This is a genomic window from Ferriphaselus amnicola, from assembly GCF_000974685.2.
Taxonomy (GTDB): Bacteria; Pseudomonadota; Gammaproteobacteria; order Burkholderiales; family Gallionellaceae; genus Ferriphaselus; species Ferriphaselus amnicola.
The window spans coordinates 2,319,281-2,342,394 of sequence record NZ_AP018738.1 but is presented as its reverse complement, the minus strand read 5'-3'; the positions used below and the strand labels follow the sequence as shown (position 1 = coordinate 2,342,394).

Annotated in this window: 20 protein-coding genes; 4 read left to right on the top strand and 16 right to left on the bottom strand. The window is 57.1% G+C overall.

Annotated elements, in window-relative coordinates; genetic code table 11:
- The first annotated feature begins 74 nt into the window (after positions 1 to 74).
- Positions 75 to 596 (top strand): hypothetical protein, encoded by a 522-nt coding sequence (locus OYT1_RS13600; RefSeq protein WP_145983713.1) that lies wholly within the window; start codon positions 75 to 77, stop codon positions 594 to 596.
- Between the two features lie 110 nt (positions 597 to 706).
- Here OYT1_RS13600 and OYT1_RS11640 read toward each other — a convergent pair whose 3' ends face one another.
- The 10 genes from OYT1_RS11640 to OYT1_RS11595 all read right to left on the bottom strand — a co-directional run bounded on the left by OYT1_RS11640 (position 707) and on the right by OYT1_RS11595 (position 11,621).
- Entirely contained in the window at positions 707 to 1,849 is a 1,143-nt protein-coding gene (locus tag OYT1_RS11640) for a ribonucleotide-diphosphate reductase subunit beta (protein ID WP_062626664.1), read from the bottom strand.
- A 105-nt stretch (positions 1,850 to 1,954) separates the two neighbouring features.
- The gene (locus OYT1_RS11635; protein ID WP_062626665.1) at positions 1,955 to 4,810 is read right to left on the bottom strand and encodes a ribonucleoside-diphosphate reductase subunit alpha; all 2,856 of its coding nucleotides are present in this window, start codon (positions 4,808 to 4,810) and stop codon (positions 1,955 to 1,957) included.
- Between the two features lie 178 nt (positions 4,811 to 4,988).
- Positions 4,989 to 5,525, bottom strand: coding sequence for a 1,6-anhydro-N-acetylmuramyl-L-alanine amidase AmpD (gene ampD, locus OYT1_RS11630; RefSeq protein WP_062626666.1), 537 nt, complete (start codon positions 5,523 to 5,525; stop codon positions 4,989 to 4,991).
- A complete protein-coding gene (locus OYT1_RS11625) occupies positions 5,515 to 6,900 on the bottom strand; it encodes a sigma-54-dependent transcriptional regulator (protein ID WP_062626667.1) in 1,386 nt (461 codons plus the stop codon). The genes ampD and OYT1_RS11625 overlap by 11 nt, the downstream gene beginning before the upstream one ends.
- A complete protein-coding gene (locus OYT1_RS11620; RefSeq protein ID WP_062626668.1) occupies positions 6,890 to 8,497 on the bottom strand; it encodes a two-component system sensor histidine kinase NtrB in 1,608 nt (535 codons plus the stop codon). The genes OYT1_RS11625 and OYT1_RS11620 overlap by 11 nt, the downstream gene beginning before the upstream one ends.
- A 2-nt stretch (positions 8,498 to 8,499) precedes the next feature.
- Positions 8,500 to 8,727 carry a PP0621 family protein gene (locus OYT1_RS11615; RefSeq protein ID WP_062626669.1) on the bottom strand — a complete coding sequence of 76 codons (228 nt, stop codon included), beginning with the start codon at positions 8,725 to 8,727 and terminating at the stop codon, positions 8,500 to 8,502.
- 79 nt (positions 8,728 to 8,806) lie between these two features.
- Positions 8,807 to 9,352 (bottom strand): YaeQ family protein, encoded by a 546-nt coding sequence (locus tag OYT1_RS11610; RefSeq protein WP_062626670.1) that lies wholly within the window; start codon positions 9,350 to 9,352, stop codon positions 8,807 to 8,809.
- A gap of 2 nt (positions 9,353 to 9,354) precedes the next feature.
- Positions 9,355 to 9,768, bottom strand: coding sequence for an alternative ribosome rescue aminoacyl-tRNA hydrolase ArfB (gene arfB, locus OYT1_RS11605; RefSeq protein ID WP_062626671.1), 414 nt, complete (start codon positions 9,766 to 9,768; stop codon positions 9,355 to 9,357).
- A gap of 3 nt (positions 9,769 to 9,771) precedes the next feature.
- Complete coding sequence (locus OYT1_RS11600) at positions 9,772 to 9,990, bottom strand: RNA-binding S4 domain-containing protein (protein ID WP_062626672.1); 219 nt, start codon at positions 9,988 to 9,990, stop codon at positions 9,772 to 9,774.
- The gene (locus OYT1_RS11595) at positions 9,987 to 11,621 is read right to left on the bottom strand and encodes a peptide chain release factor 3 (RefSeq protein WP_062626673.1); all 1,635 of its coding nucleotides are present in this window, start codon (positions 11,619 to 11,621) and stop codon (positions 9,987 to 9,989) included. The genes OYT1_RS11600 and OYT1_RS11595 overlap by 4 nt, the downstream gene beginning before the upstream one ends.
- A 173-nt stretch (positions 11,622 to 11,794) precedes the next feature.
- On the opposite strand from OYT1_RS11595, the gene OYT1_RS11590 reads away from it, so the two are divergent.
- On the top strand, positions 11,795 to 12,982 hold the full coding sequence (locus tag OYT1_RS11590; RefSeq protein WP_084611981.1) for a methyl-accepting chemotaxis protein: 1,188 nt from the start codon (positions 11,795 to 11,797) through the stop codon (positions 12,980 to 12,982).
- A 51-nt stretch (positions 12,983 to 13,033) separates the two neighbouring features.
- On the opposite strand, the gene OYT1_RS11585 is transcribed toward OYT1_RS11590, so the two are convergent.
- Positions 13,034 to 14,014 (bottom strand): serine/threonine protein kinase, encoded by a 981-nt coding sequence (locus OYT1_RS11585; RefSeq protein ID WP_062626796.1) that lies wholly within the window; start codon positions 14,012 to 14,014, stop codon positions 13,034 to 13,036.
- Between the two features lie 173 nt (positions 14,015 to 14,187).
- Here OYT1_RS11585 and cysQ point away from each other — a divergent pair, with 173 nt between their 5' ends.
- Positions 14,188 to 14,970, top strand: a complete 783-nt coding sequence (gene cysQ / locus OYT1_RS11580) for a 3'(2'),5'-bisphosphate nucleotidase CysQ (protein WP_062626675.1) — start codon at positions 14,188 to 14,190, stop codon at positions 14,968 to 14,970.
- A 48-nt stretch (positions 14,971 to 15,018) separates the two neighbouring features.
- On the opposite strand, the gene OYT1_RS11575 is transcribed toward cysQ, so the two are convergent.
- The 3 genes from OYT1_RS11575 to cysD form a co-directional block, all read right to left on the bottom strand.
- Entirely contained in the window at positions 15,019 to 15,804 is a 786-nt protein-coding gene (locus tag OYT1_RS11575) for a sulfite exporter TauE/SafE family protein (RefSeq protein WP_062626676.1), read from the bottom strand.
- Between the two features lie 114 nt (positions 15,805 to 15,918).
- The gene (gene cysN / locus OYT1_RS11570) at positions 15,919 to 17,826 is read right to left on the bottom strand and encodes a sulfate adenylyltransferase subunit CysN (RefSeq protein ID WP_062626677.1); all 1,908 of its coding nucleotides are present in this window, start codon (positions 17,824 to 17,826) and stop codon (positions 15,919 to 15,921) included.
- The gene (gene cysD / locus OYT1_RS14150) at positions 17,826 to 19,265 is read right to left on the bottom strand and encodes a sulfate adenylyltransferase subunit CysD (RefSeq protein WP_269460707.1); all 1,440 of its coding nucleotides are present in this window, start codon (positions 19,263 to 19,265) and stop codon (positions 17,826 to 17,828) included. Before cysD ends, cysN begins: the two co-directional genes overlap by 1 nt.
- Positions 19,266 to 19,658: 393 nt before the next feature.
- Here cysD and OYT1_RS11560 point away from each other — a divergent pair, with 393 nt between their 5' ends.
- Positions 19,659 to 20,741, top strand: a complete 1,083-nt coding sequence (locus OYT1_RS11560) for a site-specific integrase (protein ID WP_062626678.1) — start codon at positions 19,659 to 19,661, stop codon at positions 20,739 to 20,741.
- 176 nt (positions 20,742 to 20,917) lie between these two features.
- On the opposite strand, the gene OYT1_RS11555 is transcribed toward OYT1_RS11560, so the two are convergent.
- Positions 20,918 to 21,772, bottom strand: coding sequence for a hypothetical protein (locus tag OYT1_RS11555; protein ID WP_062626679.1), 855 nt, complete (start codon positions 21,770 to 21,772; stop codon positions 20,918 to 20,920).
- Complete coding sequence (locus OYT1_RS11550; protein WP_145983711.1) at positions 21,756 to 22,634, bottom strand: hypothetical protein; 879 nt, start codon at positions 22,632 to 22,634, stop codon at positions 21,756 to 21,758. The genes OYT1_RS11555 and OYT1_RS11550 overlap by 17 nt, the downstream gene beginning before the upstream one ends.
- Between the last annotated feature and the right edge of the window lie 480 nt (positions 22,635 to 23,114).

Genomic DNA, 23,114 nt, shown 5'->3' with positions numbered 1-23,114 from the left:
TGACACCAACTGCTTGGTGGCAACCAGATGATTAATTAATAACATTTAAAATATATAACTTCAGGGGTTGTTGTATGAACAAAATCACATCGGTAATTTTACTGGCTATATGTGCATCTGCTACAGGATGTTCCACGATCACAGGGAGCGGAACAACCCAGCCAATGTCATTTGAGACCCTCTCATCAGAGGGGGCAGAACTCGATGGGGCTAAATGCGAACTAACCAATGACGAGGGTACTTGGTTTGTTGTTACACCGGGTTCGACGACTGTACATCGGTCAAATAAAGATTTGCGTGTTATCTGCAAGAAGCAGGGAATTGATGCGGGCACCGCAGCAGTTGTCTCCCGCACTAAAGGTAATATGTTCGGCAACATATTATTTGGTGGGGGAGTCGGTGCCATTATTGATCACAACAATGGCAGCGCTTATGAGTACCCCCCGCTAGTGCAGATTTTCATGGGGCGCGAAAATCAAAAGATTGATGCCAAGACACAAAAAGCCGATGGAAATAGCCAGCAGCCGAAAGAGCAGAGTAGCAGCCAGCCAACGCAAGAGCAGAGTGGTGGTCAGCAGCATCAAGCCGCGAAATAGAGCTATTTAGTCAGGCTCTTATTCAGACTAGGTGAACTTGGACTGAGAACAACTAAGCCCCGAGATCGGGGCTTAGTTAATGGTTGATCTGTCCTATCGTCAAGCGGGAATTAATCCCAACTCAATGCTCCGCCCGACTGATATTCGGTGACGCGCGTCTCGAAGAAGTTCTTTTCCTTCTTCAAGTCGATCATTTCGGCCATCCAGGGGAAGGGGTTGGTTGCGCCTTGGAACAGTACGTCGATGCCGATCTGCTGGCAGCGGCGGTTAGCGATGAAGCGCAGGTATTCCTTGAACATGCCGGAATTCAGTCCGAGCACGCCGCGCGGCATGGTGTCTTCGGCGTAACGGTATTCGAGGTCAACGGCTTTCTGGAACAGGCCTTGGATCTCGGCGCGGAACTCGGGTGTCCACAGGTGCGGATTCTCTAGCTTGATCTGGTTGATCACGTCCACGCCAAAATTTAGATGCATGGACTCGTCGCGCAGGATGTACTGGTATTGCTCGGCCGCGCCTGTCATCTTGTTTTGGCGACCGAGCGCCAGGATCTGCACGAAGCCGACGTAGAAGAACAGGCCTTCCATGATGCAGGCGAACACGATCAGGCTGCGCAGCAGCTTCTGGTCGGCTTCCGGCGTGCCGGTCTTGAAGTCCGGGTCGGTCAGCGTCTCGATGAACGGGATCAGGAACTCGTCCTTGTCGCGGATGCTCTGGATCTCGTGATAAGCGTTGAACACCTCGCCTTCGTCCAGCCCTAGGCTCTCTACGATGTACTGGTAGGCGTGGGTGTGGATGGCTTCCTCGAAGGCCTGACGCAGCAGGAACTGGCGGCATTCCGGGTTGGTGATATGGCGATAGGTGCCCAGCGCGATGTTGTTTGCTGCCAGCGAATCGGCGGTGGTGAAGAAGCCCAGATTGCGCTTGACCAGACGACGCTCGTCCTCGGTCAGGCCGTTGGGGTTCTTCCACAGCGCGATGTCGGCGGACATGTTCACTTCTTGCGGCATCCAATGATTAGCGCACGCCGCGAGGTATTTCTCCCACGCCCATTTGTATTTGAACGGCACCAGCTGATTCACATCGGCGCGGCTATTGATGATGCGTTTGTCTTCCACGCGCACGCGACCTGTGCCGGTGGACGCAGTCTGAGTTGCCGTGCTGGTGCTGCTCAGCATGGATGTGGCGGAATTCATCGCGCCCATGCGGATGGCAGGGGCGATGGAAGGGGTGATCTCGTCGTCGAAAGATAGCATTTCGGTTCTCCTGCTTGGTTCCCGCTGTGCGGGAAAGGTGTCGCTTGTTCTATGGATGCTTATCAATGAGCGACCTGCTTACAGGCCGCTCGCTTGGAACCGGCCTTACTGGCAGGCTTCACACTCGGGGTTGTCAATCGAGCAGAACTTCGTCTCCTCAACAGGAGCGGCCGAGGCCGTCGCAATCCCGCCGCTGTTCGGTACGGCATTCAGCGAACCTGCACGCGAGGTCGATTTCTCTGCCGAAGTCGCGCCCAAAGTACGCAGGTAATACGTTGTCTTCAAGCCGCGCAGCCAAGCCATCTTGTAGGTCTCATCCAGCTTGCGACCAGAAACACCTGCCATGTAGATATTGAGCGATTGCGCTTGGTCGATCCATTTCTGGCGACGCGAGGCGGCTTCGATCAGCCAGCTAGGTTCGACTTCAAACGCGGTGGCGTACAGGTTGCGCAGCTCGGCTGGGATGCGGTCGATTTTGCTCAAGCTACCGTCGAAATACTTCAAGTCGGCAATCATCACTTCATCCCACAGGCCGAGTGCTTTGAGGTCGTTCACCAAGTGGTCGTTGATGATGGTGAATTCGCCGGACAGGTTCGATTTCACGAAGATGTTCTGGTAGGTCGGCTCGATGCTGGCCGACACGCCGACGATGTTGGAGATGGTCGCGGTCGGGGCGATCGCCACGCAGTTGGAATTGCGCATGCCATGTTGGGCGATGCGGGCGCGCAGCGCGGCCCAGTCTAGCGTGGCGGAGGTGTCCACTTCGACGTAGCCGCCGCGAGCGTCGCGCAGCATGTCCAGCGTGTCTTGCGGCAGGATGCCCTTATCCCACAGGCTGCCGCGATAGCTGGAGTAGCGACCGCGTTCTTCAGCTAGATCGGTGGAGGCGAGGTAGGCGTAGTAGCACACGGCTTCCATCGAGCGGTCGGCGAATTCCACAGCCTGTTCGCTGGCGTAAGGGACGCGCAGAGTGTGCAGCGCATCCTGAAAGCCCATGATGCCCATGCCCACTGGACGATGGCGCAAATTGGCGTCGCGCGCTTTCTTCACAGCGTAGAAATTGATGTCGATCACGTTGTCTAGCATGCGCATCGCGGTGCGGATGGTGCGCTGTAGCTTAGTGTGGTCGAGCTTGCCGTCAGCAGTCAGGTGCGCGGCCAGGTTCACCGAGCCCAGGTTGCACACGGCGATCTCGGATTCCGAGGTGTTCAGCGTGATCTCGGTACACAGGTTGGAACTGTGCACCACACCGACGTGCTGTTGCGGGCTACGGATGTTGCACGGATCCTTGAAAGTGATCCAGGGATGGCCGGTCTCGAACAGCATGGTCAGCATCTTGCGCCACAGCGAAGCGGCGGCGACCTTTTTGAACAGCTTCAACTCGCCGGAAGCGACCTTCGCCTCGTAACCGGTGTAGGCCTTTTCAAAGTCAGCGCCGAATTTGTCATGCAGGTCTGGGCAGGTTGATGGCGAGAACAGCGTCCACTCGCCACCTTCCATCACGCGCTTCATGAACAGATCGGGGATCCAGTTGGCGGTGTTCATGTCGTGGGTGCGTCGGCGGTCGTCGCCGGTGTTCTTGCGCAGCTCCATGAACTCTTCGATGTCGAGGTGCCAAGTCTCCAGATAGGCGCATACCGCGCCCTTGCGCTTGCCGCCTTGGTTCACCGCCACGGCGGTGTCGTTCACCACCTTGAGGAACGGCACCACGCCTTGCGACTTGCCGTTAGTGCCCTTGATGTGGCTGCCCAGCGCACGCACGCTGGTCCAGTCGTTGCCCAGACCGCCAGCGAACTTGGACAGCAGCGCGTTCTCCTTCAAGGCTTCGTAGATGCCGTCGAGGTCGTCCGCGACAGTGGTCAGGTAGCAGGAAGACAGTTGCGAACGGCGCGTGCCAGAGTTGAACAGCGTCGGCGTGGACGACATGAAGTCGAAGCTGGACAGCAAGCGGTAGAACTCGATGGCGCGCGCTTCGCGGTCGATCTCGTTCAGCGCTAGACCCATCGCCACACGCATGAAAAACGCTTGCGGTAGCTCGATGCGTTCGTCTTCGATGTGCAGGAAGTAGCGGTCATACAGGGTTTGCAAGCCGAGGTAGTTGAAGTTCAGGTCGCGGCTGGCGTCTAGCTCGGCGCCCAGACGAGCTAGGTCGTAGTGGCCTAGCTCTGGGTTCAGCAACTCGGCATCGATGCCGCGCTTGATGAATTTGGGGAAATACTCGGCGTAACGCGCAGCCATTTCAGCTTGCGTTACCTCTTCGCCCAGAATGACGAAGCGGATGTTGTCCAGTAGCAGGCGAGCGGTGACGAAGCCGTAAGCTGGGTCTTTCTCGATCAGGGTGCGTGCGGACAGGATGGTGCTCTTGTGGACTTCCTTCAGTGACACACCTTCGTACAGGTCTTTCAGGGTTTGCTTGAGGATCAGCTCGGGATCGACCGCATTGCCCAAGCCTTCGCAAGATGACGCAATGACGTTCTTCAGGCGCGACATGTCCAGCGGATGCAGGCTGCCGTCCAGATGGGTGACGTTCAGCGTATGTTCGACCTCAGTCTTCTTCGCCTTGGCGCGCTCTTGGGAGCGCTGCTCGCGATAAAGCACATAGGCTCGCGCCACGTCGTGTTCGCCGGAGCGCATTAGCGACAGCTCGACCTGATCTTGGATGTCTTCGATATGTACCGTGCCGCCCTGCGGCTGACGGCGCACCAGCGCGTTCACCACGTTGGCGGTGAGTTGCTCCACCATTTCGCGTACACGGGCGGAACCGGCGGCTTGGCTGCCGTTGACAGCGATGAACGCCTTGGTTACGGCGATGGCGATCTTGGACGGCTCGAACGGGACGACGGAGCCGTTACGGCGCACGACTTTATATAGATCGAACACGGAAGCGCTGGCTTCTGAGGATTCGGTTCCGTGCTGGAAAGGCGGCGGAACAACGGCGGAGGTTTCGGCGGTGTACAGCATGGAATATTTCTCCCTTTGTAATTATTGGGTTGTATGGTTTTTATGATGTAAACCACAACATATGGTGTTTGTGCTGCGTGGAATGCGCTAATTCTAGTGGAAAGCAAAATTTCCGCAAGTGCTTTTTCAGAAAAAATATCGCTTGTTTTCAGGCAGAAAATACTGCCTGTGGAAGAGCTTATTTCAGGCTGGAAAGATAGCGATCCCAGTCAAAATGCGAGCCGGGATCGGTCTTGCGGCTGGGGGCGATGTCGCTGTGGCCAGCGATGTCACGCAGTGGGTAACGGCGACGCAGACGGCGAGTTAGGCGAGTTAGGGTGGCGTACTGGGCTGGGGTGAATGGCGTGTCGTCATCGCCTTCCAGTTCGATGCCTACGGAGAAGTCGTTGCAGCGGGTGCGTCCCTGCCATTCGGACACGCCAGCGTGCCAAGCACGTTTGCCACAAGGGACGAACTGGATGAGTTGGCCATCGCGCCGGATCAGAAAGTGCGCCGAGACTTTAAGTCCGTGCAGTCGTTCGTAGTACGGGTGTGCGTCGCAATCCAGTGTATTGGTGAAAAGTCGCTCAATCGCCGGGCCGCCGAATTCGCCCGGGGGCAAGCTGATGTTGTGGATCACCAGCAGTGAGATCGCTGTACCGGGCGCGCGGCGGTCACAGTTCGGTGATGCGATGCGGCGCACACCGCTGAACCAGCCTTCGGCATCAGCCTTCATCTTTGTCCGCCCCCTTGATGCCGAGCCGCTCCATGCGATAGCGCAGGGTGCGGAATGTCACGCCTAGCATTCGCGCAGCCGCCGTGCGATTGAAACGCGTGCGTCCTAAAGCCTTGAGGATTTCGTTGCGTTCGACTTGGTCGAGGTAGTCTGGCAACGGCACGGCACCGTCGGCGGCGAGAGCTGTGCCGGTGGTTTCGTCCTCGCTGGGCGTGAGTTGTAGATCATCCACATGGATGGCTACGCCGTCGCACAATGCCAGCGCACGTTCGATGATGTTCTCCAGTTCGCGCACATTGCCGGGGAAAGCATACGCGCCGAGTGTGCTCAGCGCATCTGGAGCGAAAGTCACAGTCGAGTCGCCGCGCAGTCGCAGCAGCAAGCGCTGGGCGATTTCTGGGATGTCATCGCGCAGCTCGCGCAGCGGCGGCATCGTTAGATTGATGACATTCAGCCGGTAATACAGGTCTTGGCGGAACTTGCCTTCCTGCACGCGTTGGGCGAGGTCGTTGTGGGTGGCACTGATGATGCGCACGTCCACCGCCTCTTCCTGCGTCGCACCGACCTTGCGCACCTTCTTTTCCTGAATGGCGCGCAGCAACTTGACCTGCATCGCCAGCGGCAGATCGGCCACTTCGTCGAGGAACAGCGTGCCGCCGTTGGCCGCTTGGAAAAATCCGTCGCGATCCTGCTCTGCGCCGGTGAACGCACCCTTGCGGTAACCGAAGAATTCGCTTTCCATCAGATTCTCGGGGATGGCACCGCAGTTGACCGGCACGAACGTCTGCTCGCGGCGGGGACTTTGCTCCACGATTAAACGTGCCGCCAGCTCCTTGCCGCTGCCGGACTCACCGCAGATATGCACCGGAGCCTGACTGCGCGCCACGCGGCCGATCAGATCACGCACCTTTTGCATCGCGGGCGCATGTCCGAGCAGGCCGCGTTCGTCGCTGCTTTGTTCGGTTTTTCCGGGTGCGGGTTTAGGGACGTGGATGGCGGATTTGACCAGCGCACGTAACTGATCTAGCGACACCGGTTTGGACAGGTAGTCGAATGCGCCAGCCTTGAGTGCCGTGATGGCACTTTCCATATTGCCGTGAGCAGTGATGACGGCGATGGGCAAGTCTAGATTCTGTGCCGTGATGTGACGTACGATGTCCAGCCCTTCGCCGTCCTGCATCCGCATGTCGGTCAGGCACAAGTCATAGTCGTTGTGCTTTAAACAGTCCAGTGCGGCATGCACGCCATCTGCGCGATCCACTTCCAGCCCCATCCGTAGCAAAGCTAACTCAAGCAACTCAAGGATGTCTGGCTCGTCGTCCACCAGCAGCACGCGGGCGGCGGTGTTGCTGGTCTGGCGTCGCTCATTGCTCATTCGTTCCTCCAAAACTGATCCTGAAGCTGGCACCGCCGGTCTCCGTAGGGCGGTATTCCAGCCGTGCTCCGTTCGCCTCGCACAACTCTCGCGAGATGTAGAGCCCCAAGCCTGTGCCCGAGGCTTCTGTGGTGAAGAACGGCTCGAACAGATGTGGCACGGCTTCCGGCGGGATGCCGCTGCCATCGTCGCTGACTTCCAGTGTGGTATGGCCGTTTTCGCACCAGCCGCGCAAGGTTACGCTGCCGGGTTGCTGGCGGCAATGACGCAGCGCATTGCCGCACAGATTCCATAGGATCTGTTCCAGATGGCCGCGGTCGAAGCAGACGGGTAGCGCGCCATCGAGCGTCAACTTGAGGGTTTTCTTCGGTAGGCCGGTGGGTTGGATGATCTCGTTCGTTAGCCCCGGCAACTGAGCATGCAGGTCGAAACTTTCCTGATGCAAGCGATCACGGCGATTGAGCTGCATGATGTCGTTCACCATGTGATTGAGCCGCGCTACGTTGGACAGGATGAGCTGCAGCATGCGGTTGCGCGACTCGGTGCGCTTCTCTTCGCGCAGGAGCTCGGCAGCATAGCTGATCGAGGATAGGGGATTGCGTACCTCGTGAGCGATGCTGGCGGTGAGTCGGCCTAGGGCGGCGAGCTTGAATTGCTGCGCCTGTTCCTGAATCCGCCGAGTGTCCTCCAGCACGATCACCGCCCCCCAGAAACCTTCACGTTGCACCGGAAGAAAGCGCACGCCCAGTGGCGAGGGTTGGCCTGGCACGTTGAGTGTGGTGTGCGTGGGATGAGGCTCGGTGCGCCACATGGCGTACAGATCGGCCAGTAAAGGGGAGAGTTCTGTGAGTGCCCACTCGCTGCTGGAATCAATCTCTATTTCAAGTAGGCGTGAGGCGCTGGGGTTGGACTGGCGAACGACGCCGTGTTCGTTGACCACCAGCACACCGTCCGGTAAGTCTTGGATCAGCAGGCGATTGGCCTCCGCCATATTAGACAGTTCCACGCCGCGTGACAGAGCGAGTTGCTCGCTTTGTGTAGCGAACTTCGCCAACAGGAGAGCCAACCAAGTGACGGCGAAATAGGCGACGCACAGTAGCCCGACCTGCATGAACAGTTCCGGTGCGACACCGCGCGTGAGCACCGAGTGAGCTTGTTGCAGTAACACCGCGATGCTGGCGAGCGCCGCGTAGAGCAGGGTGGTTCGCCCTCGACTGACCAAACCGGCAGCGGCTAGCGAGACCAGCATCAACACACTTAGTCCGCTGGAAATGCCTCCGCTGGCATCGGCCAGTAAGGCGATGCAGACGATATCCACGCCGACCATGCTGGCGAGCAGCCATGTGAAGCTAGGAAGTTGGGCCCGAACCACGACGAGGCCCACCAAGGCGATAAAGAAGTAGCTGAGGCTGGTCCAGAAGAATAAGGGTGAGTCATTGCCGCCCAGCCAGAGCTCGTTGCTGAATGGATAGAGCAGGAACAGAAATACGCCACCGAGCAGCAATCGATACGTTGCGTAAAAATAGAGCGAGCGCCATAGCCGCTCTTGTGCCGAAGCGGCTCCGAATTCTGGCGGCAAGGGCGAGGGGAATGGCACGTCTAATCTGCTTGATCGCCGGAATGAAGGCGGCGATGTGCCTCGTTGCAATAGCGTTTTCCATCCGCCAACAGGCTCTCGCTCTTAGGCAGATTCACACCGCAGTATGCGCAACACACCATGTCTTCGGTGGCTTCAGGCGTGTGAGGCTTGCGTGGCGAACGACGATAGGATTTTAGTAGCAGATAGACCAGCGCCACGATAGCGGCTAGGAACAATAAACGACTCATCGCCGTCACTCCAATCAGGATTCAAGAACAGGCCGCACTTTATCATCCGCCAGCCGTTTGGGGGAGCGGGCGGCTTAGGTCAAGCGCCGGGCGTGAGCCGTACTCGTTCGATCAGCACACTCTCTTTGCCGTCGCTGATCCAGCATTGCCCGTCTTGGATGGTGGCCTGCAACGACATGGTGCGCTGCGCCAGCTTGGACAACGCGACCGTCTGCTCGGAAGGAAGTTGGTACACGGTGAGGTTCTTCAAGCGAGCGAACGCGTTCTTGTTCTGCTCGAACCAGATGTCGGCAGCGCGACCGCCGTAGGCGTACTGCACTACCTGATCGGCACGGCCGCAAGCGCGGCGGATCAACTTCTCGTCCGGCAGCCCGACATCCAGCCACAGCTGGATCGCCCCAGTCAGGTCTTTCTGCCACAGCGCAGGCTCGTCGTCCGCACTCAACCCGCGCCCGAAATCCAGCCACTCGTGCGCGTGCAGCGCAAAGGCCAGCAGCCGCACCATCATCCGTTCGTCCGTCTCGGACGGATGGCGCGCCAGCGTCAGCGAGTGGTCGGCGTAATAATGCCGCTCCATATCGGCGATCTGGAGGTTGGCTTTGAAGACGGTGGATTTGATGGCCATGATTATTCGTTCACCCTACCGCGCAATTGCTTCACCGCGCCGCGTTTGGTCTTGCTCTCGATGCGCCGCTGCTGCGAGCCGCGCGTGGGTTTGGTGGCGATGCGGTTCTTCGGTGGTGTCGCCACGCTTTGCAGCACAGCCTTCAGTCGCCGCAACGCCTCGTTGCGATTCTGTTCCTGATTGCGATGCTCCTGCGCCTTGATCACTAGCACGCCCTCCTTGCTGATACGCTGATCGGCGAGGTTCAGTACACGTTGTTTGAAGTCATCCGGCAGGCTGGAGGCTGGGATGTCGAAACGCAGCTGCACCGCGCTCGACACCTTGTTGACGTTCTGCCCACCCGCCCCCTGCGCGCGGATCGCCAAGAACTCGATCTCGCGCAGAGAAAGCAACAGGCCGGGGGCGAGATAGAGCATGGCTTAGGCCAGCACGCGGATGGTCACGTCGCCCAGAGTGACCACCTGACCGGCGCGAATCTTGGCCGTCTTGCGCAGTTCGAGCACGCCGTCCACGGAGACCATGCCCTCGGCCACCATCATCTTGCCCGCGCCGCCGGAGTCGCACACGCCGGTGAGTTTGAGCAGGTCGTTGAGGGCGACGAATTCGCCGCGCAGGTGGAAATCGACGGTCTGGTTCATAGCTTCGCCGCGTGTTCACGCGTGGTATGGAACACCACCTTTGGCCATCTTTCCTGCGTCAGCCTCAGGTTGACATTGTTGGGCGCGAGGTAGGCGAGGTTGCCTGCCGCGTCGATGGCGAGGTTGTGCGACAGGGCTTTCTCGAAGTCGGCGAAGATCTTCTTGTCTTCGCAGCTCACCCAGCGTGCGCTGCTGATCGAGGCGCTCTCGAACATCGCATCCACGCCGTATTCGCCTTGCAAGCGGCTGGCCACTACGTCGAACTGCAACATGCCGACCGCGCCGATGATGAGATCGCCGCCATCCACGGGTTTGAACACCTGCACCGCACCTTCCTCGCCCAGCTGTTGCAAGCCTTTATGCAGCTGCTTGATCTTGAGCGGGTTGCGGATGCGTACCACGCGGAAGAAGTCCGGTGCGAAGTAGGGAATGCCGGTGAATTGCAGCAGTTCGCCTTCGGAGAAGCTGTCGCCGATCTGCATGTTGCCGTGGTTGGGCAGGCCGATGATGTCGCCCGCATAGGCCTCTTCAGCTTGTTCGCGGCTGGAGGCCATGAAGGTCACCACGCTGGAGACGCGAATCTCTTTGCCGATGCGCAGGTGCTTCATCTTCATGCCCCGCTCGAAGTGGCCGGAGCAGACACGCAAAAAGGCGATGCGGTCACGGTGCGCCGGGTCCATGTTGGCCTGGATCTTGAACACGAAACCGGAGAACGGCTGTTCGGTCGGTTCGACGCTGCGCACGGAAGCGTCGCGTTCGCGCGGCGCGGGTGCCCAGTCGATCAGCGCGTTGAGGATCTCGCGCACGCCGAAGTTGTTGATGGCGGAGCCGAAGAACACTGGTGTCTGTTTGCCGGCAAGAAACTGTTCCAGATCGAAGGGGTGCGATGCGCCATGCACCAGCTCGACCTCCATCTTGAGTTGCTCGATCTCCAGCGGGAAGCGCTCGGCGAGGATCGGATTGTCGATACCCTTGATGATCTCCACCTCGCCATCGGCGCGCTCTTCGCCCGGCGTGAATAGCAGGATCTCGTCGCGCAGCAGGTGGTAAACGCCCCGGAAGGTCTTGCCCATGCCCAGCGGCCAAGTCACCGGCGCGCACTGGATGTTGAGCACCGACTCGACCTCGTCCAGCAATTCCAGCGAATCGCGCACTTCGCGGTCCATCTTGTTCATGAAGGTAACGATGGGCGTGGCGCGCATCCGGCACACGTCCAGCAGCTTGATGGTCTGCGCTTCCACGCCCTTGGCGGCGTCGATCACCATCAGCGCCGAGTCCACGGCGGTCAGCACACGGTAGGTGTCTTCGGAGAAGTCTTGGTGGCCAGGGGTGTCGAGCAGGTTCACCACGTGGTCGCGGTACTCGAACTGCATCACCGACGAGGCCACCGAGATGCCGCGCTGCTTTTCGATCTCCAAAAAGTCGGACGTGGCATGGCGACCGCTCTTGCGCGCCTTCACCGCACCGGCCATCTGGATCGCGCCCGAGAACAGCAGCAGCTTTTCGGTCAGCGTGGTCTTGCCCGCATCCGGGTGGGATATGATGCCAAAGGTGCGGCGACGCGCCACTTCGCGCGCGATGAGTTCGCTCGGCGCGGCAGCGTTGGATGAGGATACGATGTCGTCGGACATGATGTGCGTCCCGTGAAAAAAGTGCGCGAGTTTAATGGGTTGGTCACGGAAAGTCTAACCGGCATGAATTTCTATCGAGTTTCGATACTTTCCACTAAAGTGAGCAGGGGTATCGCCGATAGTGAGGATGGGCAGTGACCAATGTAAGGCTGGTAAATCAGCGTGGGGGAATTATGAGCAACGGACATTCTTCAATACTTGGGCAGTTGAAATTATCGTTTCTTGGCTTTGGTCTGAGCATGGGGCTGGTCTTTCCTTTCTACGCGAACCTGTTCGTGGTTTGGAAAGATGGGATGCTGCTTTGGTTCTGCATCGGTTGCGTCGTGGCGGGGGTGACGATTGGCGTTATCAACCATCGACTGCTTACCTTGCTGTTGTTGAGTAAGTTGCACCAAGTGGCGATGGCGGCTGATCGGATACGCAAGGGTGATCTGCGTGAAGGGTGCGGAGTGCGTAGCCGCGACACGATAGGTGAGATCACCGAAGGCTTCGATGCCATGACCATGAGCTTGCGCGAGACAATCAAAGACATATCCAGCGCTGCCAATGTCGTCGATAACTCGGCCCGTGAGATCGGCGAAACTATGTCATCGCTGGATGGAAATATGGCGGAGCACCGTTCCAATTCACGGGAGATCATTCATGTGGTCAATGGGCTGTCCGATGCATCGGACTCGATCCTGACTTTGTCCAGCGAGGCGGGGGAGGGGGCATCCTCCGTTGATAGTTTGGTTCAGTTGGGCGTGACCCACGTCAAGGCATCCGAACAAGCGATCTCCGTACTGGATACGGCTAGCAAAAAAATCTCTGCCAATGCGACTAGCCTGCAAACCAGTGCGAAAGAGGTGGAGGCGGCGATCGCGGATATTCGTGCAATTGCGGATCAGACTAATCTTCTGGCATTGAACGCGGCGATCGAAGCCGCTCGCGCTGGGGAGCAGGGGCGCGGGTTTGCGGTCGTGGCGGATGAGGTTAGGAAGCTCTCCGAGCAAGCCGCACAAGCGACGAGACGTATCGACAGCGTGCTTAAGCGCGTCAGTCAGGATGTCGCCTCCACGGTGGAACTGTCGAATGAGAATGCGGGTGCTGTGCGCGAAGGTCTTGAAGCATCTAGGCTTTCCTCGGAGATATTTGTGCAAATCGAGCAATCGACTTCGGCGATGAGGCACTCGGTCGATGCGGTGCGCGAAGCCGCTGATGATCAGCAGACTTTAGTGGGTATCGTGCGTACCCGTATCGCTGAAAATGAGGTGCGCACCGATGATGTGGCTCAATACACTGCATCCTGTTTGTCGGACGTACAGCAAATGGTGCAAACAGCCCATGATCTGAATGACATCACCAAGAAGTTCGTGGTTTAAGGTGTAGGCCCCCTCATTTTTTGGTGATCGACTTGGGTCGGTCAAAATCACTCAAGCTGCCCAGAGTGGAGCTTCCTCCATCAGCGCGATCTGTTCGCGTAACTCCAAGATGCGATCCTGCCAGTAGTGCTGCGTGTTGAACCAAGGGAAAGCATGTTTGAACGCTGGATCGTCCCAGCGGCGGGCGAGCCAAGCGGAATAGTGGATCAGCCTCAAGGTGCGCAGCGCTTCGATGAGGTGCAGTTCGCGCGTGTCGAATTCGCAGAAGTCCTCATAACCGGCCAGCACGTCACCCAACTGGCGCACGCGGTCTTCGCGCTCGCCAGAGAGCAGCATCCATAGATCTTGCACCGCGGGTCCCATACGGCTGTCGTCGAAATCGACGAAATGCGGGCCGCCGTCTGTCCACAGCATATTGCCGGAATGGCAGTCGCCATGTAGTCGAAGCTGGCGAGATGTCCCCGCGCGTTCGTAACAATGCCGCACCCCTTGTAGCGCCTGATCTACCACGCTGCGGTAAGCGGCGTCGAGGTCGGGCGGGATAAATCCGTTGTTCAGTAGATAGTCGCGTGGCTCGATGCCAAACGTGGCGATATCCAGTGTGGGGCGCTGCGCATAGTCTTTGAGCTGACCAACGGCGTGGATGCGCCCCATGAATCGCCCCAGCCATTCCAGCGTATCGCGGTTCTCCAGCTCCGGTGTGCGGCCACCGTGTTTGGAAAAGACCGAAAAGCGAAAACCATCGAAATGATGCAGCGTGGTGCCGTTGAGTGTCAGCGCGGGTACTACGGGTATCTCGCGTTCCACGAGTTCTTGCACGAAGGCGTGCTCTTCGAGGATGGCGGCGTCTGTCCAGCGCTGCGGGCGGTAGAACTTCGCCACCAGCGGAGCCTCGTCTTCAATGCCCACTTGATACACGCGATTCTCGTAGCTGTTGAGCGCAAGGAGACGCCCATCACAACGAAAGCCTAAACTTTCGAGCGCGCTAAGGATGCTGTCGGGGGAGAGAGCGCTGAAGGTCTGAAAGTCCATACTGAATGTGTCGAGAGTGTGCGCGTTGAGCAGGAGTGCGCTGCCATTGTCCGCCAAAGTCGAGTTGAACGCTAACAGGTCACACGGAGGCGGTCGATACATGTGATTGACATGGTCAAGCGTGGCGGGATAGATTCCGGCCCTCACTTACGTCCCTCGGCAACTCGAACATTATGGAAAAACTACTCGCAGATATCGTCCACATTGCACGACAGGCTGGTCAAGCCATCATGGTGGTATATGCAGATCCGGCCAATGCGGTGATGACCAAGTCGGATGACTCACCGCTGACCCAAGCGGACTTGGCGGCTGATCGTGTTATCAAGGATGGCTTGCTAGCCTTGAATACCGGCTGGCCGATCCTGTCGGAAGAGTCGGCGCAGATCCCATTCGAGGAACGCAAAGCATGGTCGAGCTTCTGGCTGGTCGATCCCTTGGATGGCACTAAAGAGTTTATCAAGCGCAATGGCGAGTTCACCGTCAATATCGCACTGGTCGAGAACGGTCAGCCCATCCTCGGTGTGGTGTATGCGCCAGTGCTGGATGTGTGTTACTTCGCCGCACGCGGTGTGGGCGCGTTCATCAAGCGCGGTGCCGAAGATGCGCATCCGATCCATGCAGTGAGCCCAGCGGCAGGGGAGGCGATCAAAGTCGTCGCCAGTCGATCACATGCCGACGAGCGCACCACGGCACTGTTGCAAATGCTGGGCGAGCAGCAATGCGTCAGCATGGGCAGTTCGTTGAAGCTCTGTCTGGTTGCTGAAGGGGCTGCGCATTACTATCCTCGCCTAGGGCCAACCATGGAGTGGGATACGGCCGCCGCTCATGCGGTGGTGATCGCATCCGGTGGCAATGTTCACGACAATGCGGGCGTTGAACTTCAATATAACAAGCCAGACTTGCACAACCCAGAATTCTTAGTTCGGGCAAGTGCGGCGAAGCCGTTGCGGTGGTGAGGCGACTGACTAGCTGATCGCGTGATTGGGATCGCGGTGCGAGATGGCTTAGGACAGCAAAGTCTTCGCACCGATACCGATCAAGGCGACGGCAAGGATACGCTTGATCCAATCAGCCGAGACTTTTCGAGCCAAGAGGCTACCGACGATCACGCTGGGAATGGAGCCAGCCAGTAGGCTCACCAGCATGTGGCCATCGACCTTGCCTGCAAACAGATAGCCCAAGCCCGCTGCGACCGCCAGTGGAATGGCATGCACTAGGTCGGTGGCGACCAAGCGATGCGGGGTCATGCGTAGCGGATAAAGATATACCAGCAGGACGCTACCGAGCGCACCTGCACCGATCGATGTCAGGGCGACGATGATGCCCAGCATGGCGCCCGCCAAGGTGGTCAGCGCGGGTTGAAGTTGCTTGAAACGCTGTGCTCCGCTACCCGTGCGCTTTGCGCGGGCGACTTCCATTAATCGGTGAGAAAAGAACATACCCAGCGCGGTGAGGATGACGATGCCGCCGATAGCATGGTTCAGCCAGCTTATTTTGCTGACGGATTCTCCCAGCGACAAGGCGATCACTACCAAAAGTGCCATGGGTATGCTGCCCAGCCAGAGGCGTTTAGCTACTTGCCAATCGATCTGCCCAGACTGGTGGTGGATGCTAGCACCGACGATCTTGGTGATGGCGGCGAACCAGAGGTCGGTTGCGATGGCTGTGGTTGGTGAGATACCAAAGATCAAAAGCAGGATGGGGGTCATCAAGGCGCCGCCACCGACACCGGTCAAGCCGACCAGTGCGCCGGTCACGGCACCGGCTATCGAATAATTCCAGTCGATCATGGGGATATTTGTCGTAAGAATGGGGAGGCTACCTCTGTTCTGAATGAGTTTCGAACAGAGGTGGTCATTGGCGTGTCAGCCCGCTGGTGTTGATCGCCGAGCGGGCTAACGGGGCTACTGAGTGAGCTTCGCTTTCATCAAGCTGACGGATTCGCTAGGTGTCGCTTGGGTCGTGTCGATCCGAATCTCAGCATGCAGCGGTGCTTCGTAAGCGCTATTGATCCCAGTCATGTTTGGGATCTGTCCGGCGCGCGCCTTCTTGTACAAGCCCTTGGGGTCGCGGCTTTCGCAGACATCCAAAGGGGTATCCACGAACACCTCGACGAATTGCCCCTCTTCGAACAAGGATCGGGCGAAGTCCCGTTCGCTGCGGAAGGGCGAGATGAAGGCGGTGATGACCACCAGTCCGGCATCGACCATCAGCTTGGCGACTTCGGCGACGCGGCGGATGTTCTCGACGCGGTCGGCATCCGTGAAGCCCAAGTCTTTGTTCAGACCGTGGCGGATGTTATCGCCATCCAGGGTATAAGTGCGATAACCCTCTGCGTGGATCGCCGACTCGAACGAGTTGGCGATGGTCGATTTTCCGGAGCCGGAGTAGCCGGTCAGCCAGAACACCTTGCCCTGATGGCCATTCAGCCGCTCGCGCTCAACACGGGTGATGGTGTGTGAGTGGCGGTGGATGTTTTGCGCGCGGCGCAGGGTGTGGCGGATCGTCCCGGCAGCAATGGTCGCGTGGGTGAAACGATCCACCAGAATGAACGAACCCAAGCTGTTGCTGTTGGCGAAGCTGTCGAACGCCAGTGGCTTGCTGGTGGACAGCTTGCACACGCAGATGTCGTTCAATTCGAGTTGCTTGTGCGATTCGTGCTTCAGCGTGTTCACATCGATCTTGTAGTCGATGGCGGTGATGGAGGCTGAAGTCCACTGAGTCGCCAAGCGCAGATCATAAGTGCGGCCACTCAGCCCAGGCTCTTCGCCCATCCAGACGATGGTCGCTTCGAATTGATCGGTGGTGTCGAGCGGATTCTGGGCGTGGCTGAACACGTCGCCGCGCGAGGCATCGATCTCGCGGTTCAGGGTCAGCGTGATGGCTTGCCCTGCACGCGCTTCCGGCAGGTCGCCATGGAAGGTGACGATGCGCTCGACTTCGGCTGTCTGGCCAGTGGCGGTGACGCGCACGGTGTCGCCGACTTTGACGGTGCCTTCAGTGATGGTGCCGGTGAAGCCACGGAAATCCAGATTCGGTCGATTGACCCACTGCACTGGGAATACTAGATCGTGCTTGGCCGGACGGCTCACGTCCACAGTCTCTAGGTAACCCATCAGCGTCGGGCCGGTGTACCAAGGCGATTTTTCCGAACGGGAGAGCATGTTGTCGCCCTTGAGCGCGGACAGCGGGATCGGTGTGATGCTCTCGAAACCCAGTGTTTGAGCGAACTCGCGGAAATCGGCTTCGATGTTCTGATACACCTGCTGATCGAAATTCACCAGATCCATTTTGTTGATGGCCAGTACCACATGGCGGATGCCCATCAACGACACCAGATAAGCGTGGCGGCGGGTCTGCACTTGCACGCCGTAACGTGCGTCGATCAGCAAAATGGCGACATCAGCGGTCGAGGCACCGGTAACCATGTTGCGAGTGTATTGCTCGTGGCCGGGGGTGTCGGCGACGATGAACTTGCGCTTGTCAGTGGCGAAGAAACGGTATGCCACGTCGATGGTGATGCCCTGTTCGCGTTCAGCGGCCAGTCCGTCCACCAGCAGGGCGAAGTCGATATCCTCACCTTGGGTACCGTGTTTCTTGGAGTCACTTTTTAAGGAGGCGACTTGATCGTCATAGATCTGCTTGGCTTCCCATAACATACGGCCGATCAACGTGCTCTTGCCGTCATCGACGCTGCCGCAGGTGATGAAGCGCAGCAGGCCGAGTTGCTCTTGCTCTACCAGGTAGGCTTCAACTGCAGTGCGCGCATCGGCAGCGCGGGTGGCACTCGTTGTTTTAGCGATCTTGCTCATTAGAAGTACCCTTCTTGCTTTTTCTTTTCCATGGAGGCCGACTGGTCGCTGTCGATGGCGCGACCTTGTCGTTCGGAGACGTGGGAGTTCATCAGTTCAAGGATGATCTCTGGCAGCGTCTCGGATTCGGATTCGATGGCGCCGGACAGTGGGTAGCAGCCCAGGGTGCGGAAGCGGATCTTGCGGCGCTGGATGGTTTCGCCGGGAAGTAGGCGCATGCGGGCATCGTCCACCATCAGCAGCATGCCGTTGCGTTCGACCACGGGGCGCTCTTTGGCGAAATACAAAGGCACCAGCGGGATGTTCTCGCGGTAGATGTACTGCCAGATGTCCAGTTCAGTCCAGTTGGAGATCGGGAAAGCTCGAATACTCTCGCCTCGGCGTTTTTTGCTGTTGTACAGGTTCCACAGCTCGGGGCGCTGATTCTTTGGCTCCCAGCGGTGTTGAGCGGTGCGGAAGGAGAAGATGCGCTCCTTGGCGCGTGACTTTTCCTCATCGCGACGGGCACCGCCGAAGGCGACATCGAATTTCCACTTGTCCAGCGCTTGCTTCAGGCCTTCGGTCTTGGTCACATCGGTATGTAACGCCGAGCCGTGGTCGAAAGGATTGATGTCCTTTTCGATGGCTTCAGGATTGACGTGCACCAGCAGATCCATACCGCTCACTTCAGCCATGTAGTCGCGGAACTGGTACATCTCTTGGAATTTCCAGCGCGTATCCACATGGAGCAGCGGGAAGGGCGGTGGCGCGGGGTGGAAGGCTTTACGAGCCAAGTGCAACATCACGGCAGAGTCTTTACCGATGGAGTACAGCATCACGGGATTCTCAGCCTCTGCAGCCACTTCGCGCATGATGTAGATACTCTCGGCTTCGAGGCGATCCAGATGACTCATGGTCTCGGCGGGTAGCGCGCGGTGTGGGCGTGCAGCTTGTGTCTGCGGCGACAGGTCGAGCACTGGCTGGTAGCCTAGCAGGCCAAAGGCGATGCCGGCGGGTGCTGCCATTGTGCGCAAAAGCTCGGTGAGTGCGCCATGCGGGAAAATCACCACGTCTTTGTCGATGTGGGTGCGCAATTTGACTAGCGCATCCGTCAGTGCGGTGAGGCCACCTTCGCTGGTCAGTGGATATTCGAGCGGAACCCAATAGCGAGCACCGCGCGCATCATTGGCGTGCAAGCAGTCAGCGCCGCTGGGTAACTGGGCGAGTTGGGCAAATAGCACCAGCTTGCGGCGCGCACGCACGTCCTCAATTTCCCACTCCAGTACCTTGGGGGTGGGCACGCGATTCAACTCGTCCCGCAGACTGTTCGCATCCAGCTCGATAGGCAAAATGCTCAATTCATGCAAGCGGCGCTCAGCGGTTCGCTTGGTATCCGCGACACCGAGCTCGGTCAAGTGAGTGAAGGCAAGATCGGTATCCCAAACTTGGGGTGATTCCAATTTATGGCTGACAGTCATAGTAGGGGGTAATTGTCGCAATAAGTTTAATTGATGTATTCTGCATGATATTGGCAATTATCGCTACCATAAAAATGCCATTTAAATATTTTTATGCAAAATGCGACAAGGATCTGGCTGGTCGGTTGGCGTGTATAAGTGGGTGCGCTACGTTTTGTGTGTACAGGCTGCATCAAATGAATGTGGGCACTAGATTCTAGTGCCCACATTCATGCGTGATTGGTGCGCTCGGCGGGAGTCGAACCCACGACCCTTGGCTTCGGAAACCAATACTCTTATTGTAATTTATTCTAGTATTGGCGAGTGATTTATTGATATTTAATATAATTAAACTATAATTCCAGCACACTTTGAGCACACTGAGAGGTGGAAGTTATGGCGTCGTTTCGGCAATTACCCAGCGGGAAGTGGCAAGCGATTGTCCGGAAAAGAGGGCAAGCCCCGCAGTACCGATCATTTGATTTTAAGCAAGATGCGCAAGATTGGTCGGCCGATGTGGAAACAAAGATAAATCGACGGGTATTTAGCGATCTTGCTAGTGCTCGGGAAAAAACACTGGGTGACGCTCTGGATGAATACGCTGAGTACGTCAAGTCGCGGCATAGAGGGGCGAATATTGAGCTTTTCAGGATAGACCGATGGAAGTCGCATCAATTATCCAAGCGCTGCATTGCGGACATCACCAGCGAAGACATCGAGTTGTTTCGGAAGGCTAGGCAAGCCGAAGGTGTCAAGGATGGGACAATTCGGAATGACATCAATGTCCTCCGCGCGGCTTGGAAACACGGGGACTTTAAGGTTGAATGCCCAGTCGCCCGCTCGTTTCGAGTGCTGAAGCCGGCAGATGAGAGAGATCGCAGACTATCCGAACTGGAAGAGCGATACCTGTTCGCGGCTTTATCGAGCACGCAGTGTTCGCGGCCAGACAAGGCAAACAGGTGGCTGTCGCTGGTGGCACGATTTGCAATTGAGACATCTGCGCGCCTAGGTGAAGTCATGTCGTTACGCTGGGAACGCGTTGACATGAAAGCGGCGGTTGCGACACTCTTGAAGGAGGACACTAAAAACGGCGAAGCGAGATTGGTTCCGCTATCGCCGGGGGCACTTGATACATTGAAGTCTGCCAGAGCGCTGAATCCGGCGCTTACTGGGCCGGTATTTCAAACAACCAGAAGCGCGTTCGATCAGGGGTGGAAGCGCGCCAAGGCCAGAGCAAGGAAAGCCTACGAAAATGATTGCAGGGCATCGAGCCTTCCCGTCGATCTCGGCTTCCTGGATGACTTTCGATTCCATGATTTTAGGCATGAGGCTGCATCCCGGTGGGCACTTCAGTTCAGTCACTTCGACTTGAAACAAATAACTGGTCACAAGGATGATCGAAGCCTGGCGCGGTATGTAAATAAGTCGCGCGAGGATGTGTCGGAAATTGCTCGGAAAATGAAAACGAGAGTCAGTTAGCTGCTCCTCTTGAGTTTCCCGCTCGGTCAATATTCGAGAGTGAGCCTCTACTTGTTGATGCGCACACTAGGTTATCCCACCCGCGCAAACAACAGTGCAGGTTTTGGCACCCCTCCTCTTGCCCTGCCCAAAATAGACTATTAATACCCCGGTGGTGGGCAAGAGGGAGTGTCATCCTACTTTTTCCGCTTTTTCGTGGGACCGGAGGAAAATGCTGCCTTCAGAAGTTGTTTCACTTCAGCATCTTGATCAGGGGAGGCGAGGGGGGGTACCTGCTCATTGTCGCCTGATACATTTTGTCCGGTTTCTTGGGAAAGAGGCGGATTGTTTTGGCCCTGCTCCACTGGGAGTAAAACTGGGTAGTTAACAATCGCATACTCATCTTCGGGCTGATCGCATTCGTTGGTGAGTGGTGCGGTAGCTGGTTGCTGCGACAAGTTGTACGATGGGCTGGTCTCTTGTGTCCTTGGCTCTTCCATAATCACTATCGTCTGCTCGTCTGATTTCAACCACTTAATGAGTATAACTAGAGCGAGCACCCCGATGGCAGCAAGGCAGGGAAGGGCAAGGTGGAACCAGCGCGCCCACCACCATCGTGCGGCCTCGGTGCGATACCCATATTGCGCAGCATATACTTCAAGGGTGTTGGTGGGCATCGACCAGTAGAAGGGGGTTTGGGGAAGCCGAGTCGGCGGCAGGGTCTTGAGCTGACGGGCAATGGAGTCCTTTGATGCAAGTGCTACAACCGCTTTACACATCGTGCTTCGCTGGTCGACACGGCAACTGGAAATTGACACGACGATATCAGTCAACTGTTCGGTAACCAGCGCACAGTCCGAAATTGAGTTGAAACTCCTGCACAGTTCGTGTGCGTGTATCAGTTCTCTGGTAGGGATTCCATTACTCTTCCAATCCCGGTGCGTTGCTTGGAAAATCTGCAGCTCGGCATCCCTCTTGTTCTTGTATTCATCGAGATACGAACACCCAGATACGAAGAGAGACGCAATCAGAAGACTAATCAGAGGAGCCATTAGAGTCTCCTGAGCGAGAGAAGAGATGGAAGTCGACCTTCCGAATAAGCCAATCCGGGATGGTCTCTGATTTGATGGATTCCCAGTGATTTCTGGAATTCTTCTGCCATTCTTTGAGGGTGGCCTCAGGCTGCATCGCTGCAGAATAACGGCTCAAGATTGCCTGTGAGTCGCTGACAATCGCAAACCGATCAAATGCTGGTGGAATTCCGTCTTCGATTTTAAGGGATTGAATAATGCCCAAAACGAATTGGTCAAGATCACGCTCCCACTTTGCGCTCAGTTCGACCTCTATCGCGAGCCGAAGACCAGAGGACAAATGAAGTACTACATCCGGTAGCTTCTGGAGTGGTTGGGTATCAGTTGATATCAGCATTCGTTCCGTTTGATAGCCCTTCGCCAGACCCGCATTGATCGCGTTCAGCGTGGCGACTTGGGCAATCAGGTTATGACGAATGTTTGACTGATTGACCCGGTACGGGTCAATCTCCGGGTACCGAAGTAGCTCGCTTGCCTGCCGCTCAGCCTCGGCCAGACCAGATGCGGAGAGCGTGAAATACGCTTTCGGGTGACCGCTTTTCGTCGGGGTTGCAATAAGCCACCCCTGCTTGGACAGTCTTGAAGCATAACCAGCGGATGTGCGGTTCAAAAGTTGCTGGATGACTGTCGCGGTGGAGTAACCCCATCGATAAATCCAGTTGAGCACCAAATTTCTTGAGGCCATTGATAATTCATTGGGGCTTTTGCCAGAGGATTTCAATGCCTCTCTAGCATTGGCCAACTGCTGCAGCCGGGCTGCGGATTTTTCAGCATCAGCTGCACTTACCTCGTGGGCCATTGTTTCATCATGTGAGTTTTCCATTTCCCTGCCTCCGATTCGTTGTTCTGGCTAATCCCCCTTGCAGCAGTTGATTGGAGAAATCTGCCTTGTTGAACATATTTCAGCAGTCATGACATTTTTATGCAAGAAAAAAATACAAATAAAACAAATAGATGAGCTAATAAATTAGAGCGAAAATATAGAGATGCCTCACACGAGAAAAGAAGATTTTGCGCAGGAATATCGTGAGGTTTTTCTTGGATAAACCATTGTGGTGGGGCTCTGATTCTGAGCCTGATTACGTCTCTGAGCGCTGTAATCAGACGAACAATCAGAGCATGGTGATACTTCGGCCAGGAAAGACGCTCTGGCCTGCGCGCAAAAATCTGCACCACACTGGCTCCCTGCGGTCGATCGCCTAGGGGCGATTTCCCAGTGTTTATGCGGCTGGACGCCGCATATGCAGTTCTTTACTTGCCTTTCGTCGTGCCGACTCCAGCGGCTGGATGAATCCAGCCTCGG

Excerpts from the sequence above, each read along its gene's own strand:
- OYT1_RS13600 (WP_145983713.1), top strand. The coding sequence starts at position 75 with ATGAACAAAATCACATCGGTAATTTTACTGGCTATATGTGCATCTGCT.
- OYT1_RS11640 (WP_062626664.1), bottom strand. The coding sequence starts at position 1,849 with ATGCTATCTTTCGACGACGAGATCACCCCTTCCATCGCCCCTGCCATC.
- OYT1_RS11635 (WP_062626665.1), bottom strand. The coding sequence starts at position 4,810 with ATGCTGTACACCGCCGAAACCTCCGCCGTTGTTCCGCCGCCTTTCCAG.
- ampD (WP_062626666.1), bottom strand. The coding sequence starts at position 5,525 with ATGAAGGCTGATGCCGAAGGCTGGTTCAGCGGTGTGCGCCGCATCGCA.
- OYT1_RS11625 (WP_062626667.1), bottom strand. The coding sequence starts at position 6,900 with ATGAGCAATGAGCGACGCCAGACCAGCAACACCGCCGCCCGCGTGCTG.
- OYT1_RS11615 (WP_062626669.1), bottom strand. The coding sequence starts at position 8,727 with ATGAGTCGTTTATTGTTCCTAGCCGCTATCGTGGCGCTGGTCTATCTG.
- OYT1_RS11610 (WP_062626670.1), bottom strand. The coding sequence starts at position 9,352 with ATGGCCATCAAATCCACCGTCTTCAAAGCCAACCTCCAGATCGCCGAT.
- arfB (WP_062626671.1), bottom strand. The coding sequence starts at position 9,768 with ATGCTCTATCTCGCCCCCGGCCTGTTGCTTTCTCTGCGCGAGATCGAG.
- OYT1_RS11600 (WP_062626672.1), bottom strand. The coding sequence starts at position 9,990 with ATGAACCAGACCGTCGATTTCCACCTGCGCGGCGAATTCGTCGCCCTC.
- OYT1_RS11595 (WP_062626673.1), bottom strand. The coding sequence starts at position 11,621 with ATGTCCGACGACATCGTATCCTCATCCAACGCTGCCGCGCCGAGCGAA.
- OYT1_RS11590 (WP_084611981.1), top strand. The coding sequence starts at position 11,795 with ATGAGCAACGGACATTCTTCAATACTTGGGCAGTTGAAATTATCGTTT.
- OYT1_RS11585 (WP_062626796.1), bottom strand. The coding sequence starts at position 14,014 with ATGGACTTTCAGACCTTCAGCGCTCTCTCCCCCGACAGCATCCTTAGC.
- cysQ (WP_062626675.1), top strand. The coding sequence starts at position 14,188 with ATGGAAAAACTACTCGCAGATATCGTCCACATTGCACGACAGGCTGGT.
- OYT1_RS11575 (WP_062626676.1), bottom strand. The coding sequence starts at position 15,804 with ATGATCGACTGGAATTATTCGATAGCCGGTGCCGTGACCGGCGCACTG.
- cysN (WP_062626677.1), bottom strand. The coding sequence starts at position 17,826 with ATGAGCAAGATCGCTAAAACAACGAGTGCCACCCGCGCTGCCGATGCG.
- OYT1_RS11560 (WP_062626678.1), top strand. The coding sequence starts at position 19,659 with ATGGCGTCGTTTCGGCAATTACCCAGCGGGAAGTGGCAAGCGATTGTC.
- OYT1_RS11555 (WP_062626679.1), bottom strand. The coding sequence starts at position 21,772 with ATGGCTCCTCTGATTAGTCTTCTGATTGCGTCTCTCTTCGTATCTGGG.
- OYT1_RS11550 (WP_145983711.1), bottom strand. The coding sequence starts at position 22,634 with ATGGAAAACTCACATGATGAAACAATGGCCCACGAGGTAAGTGCAGCT.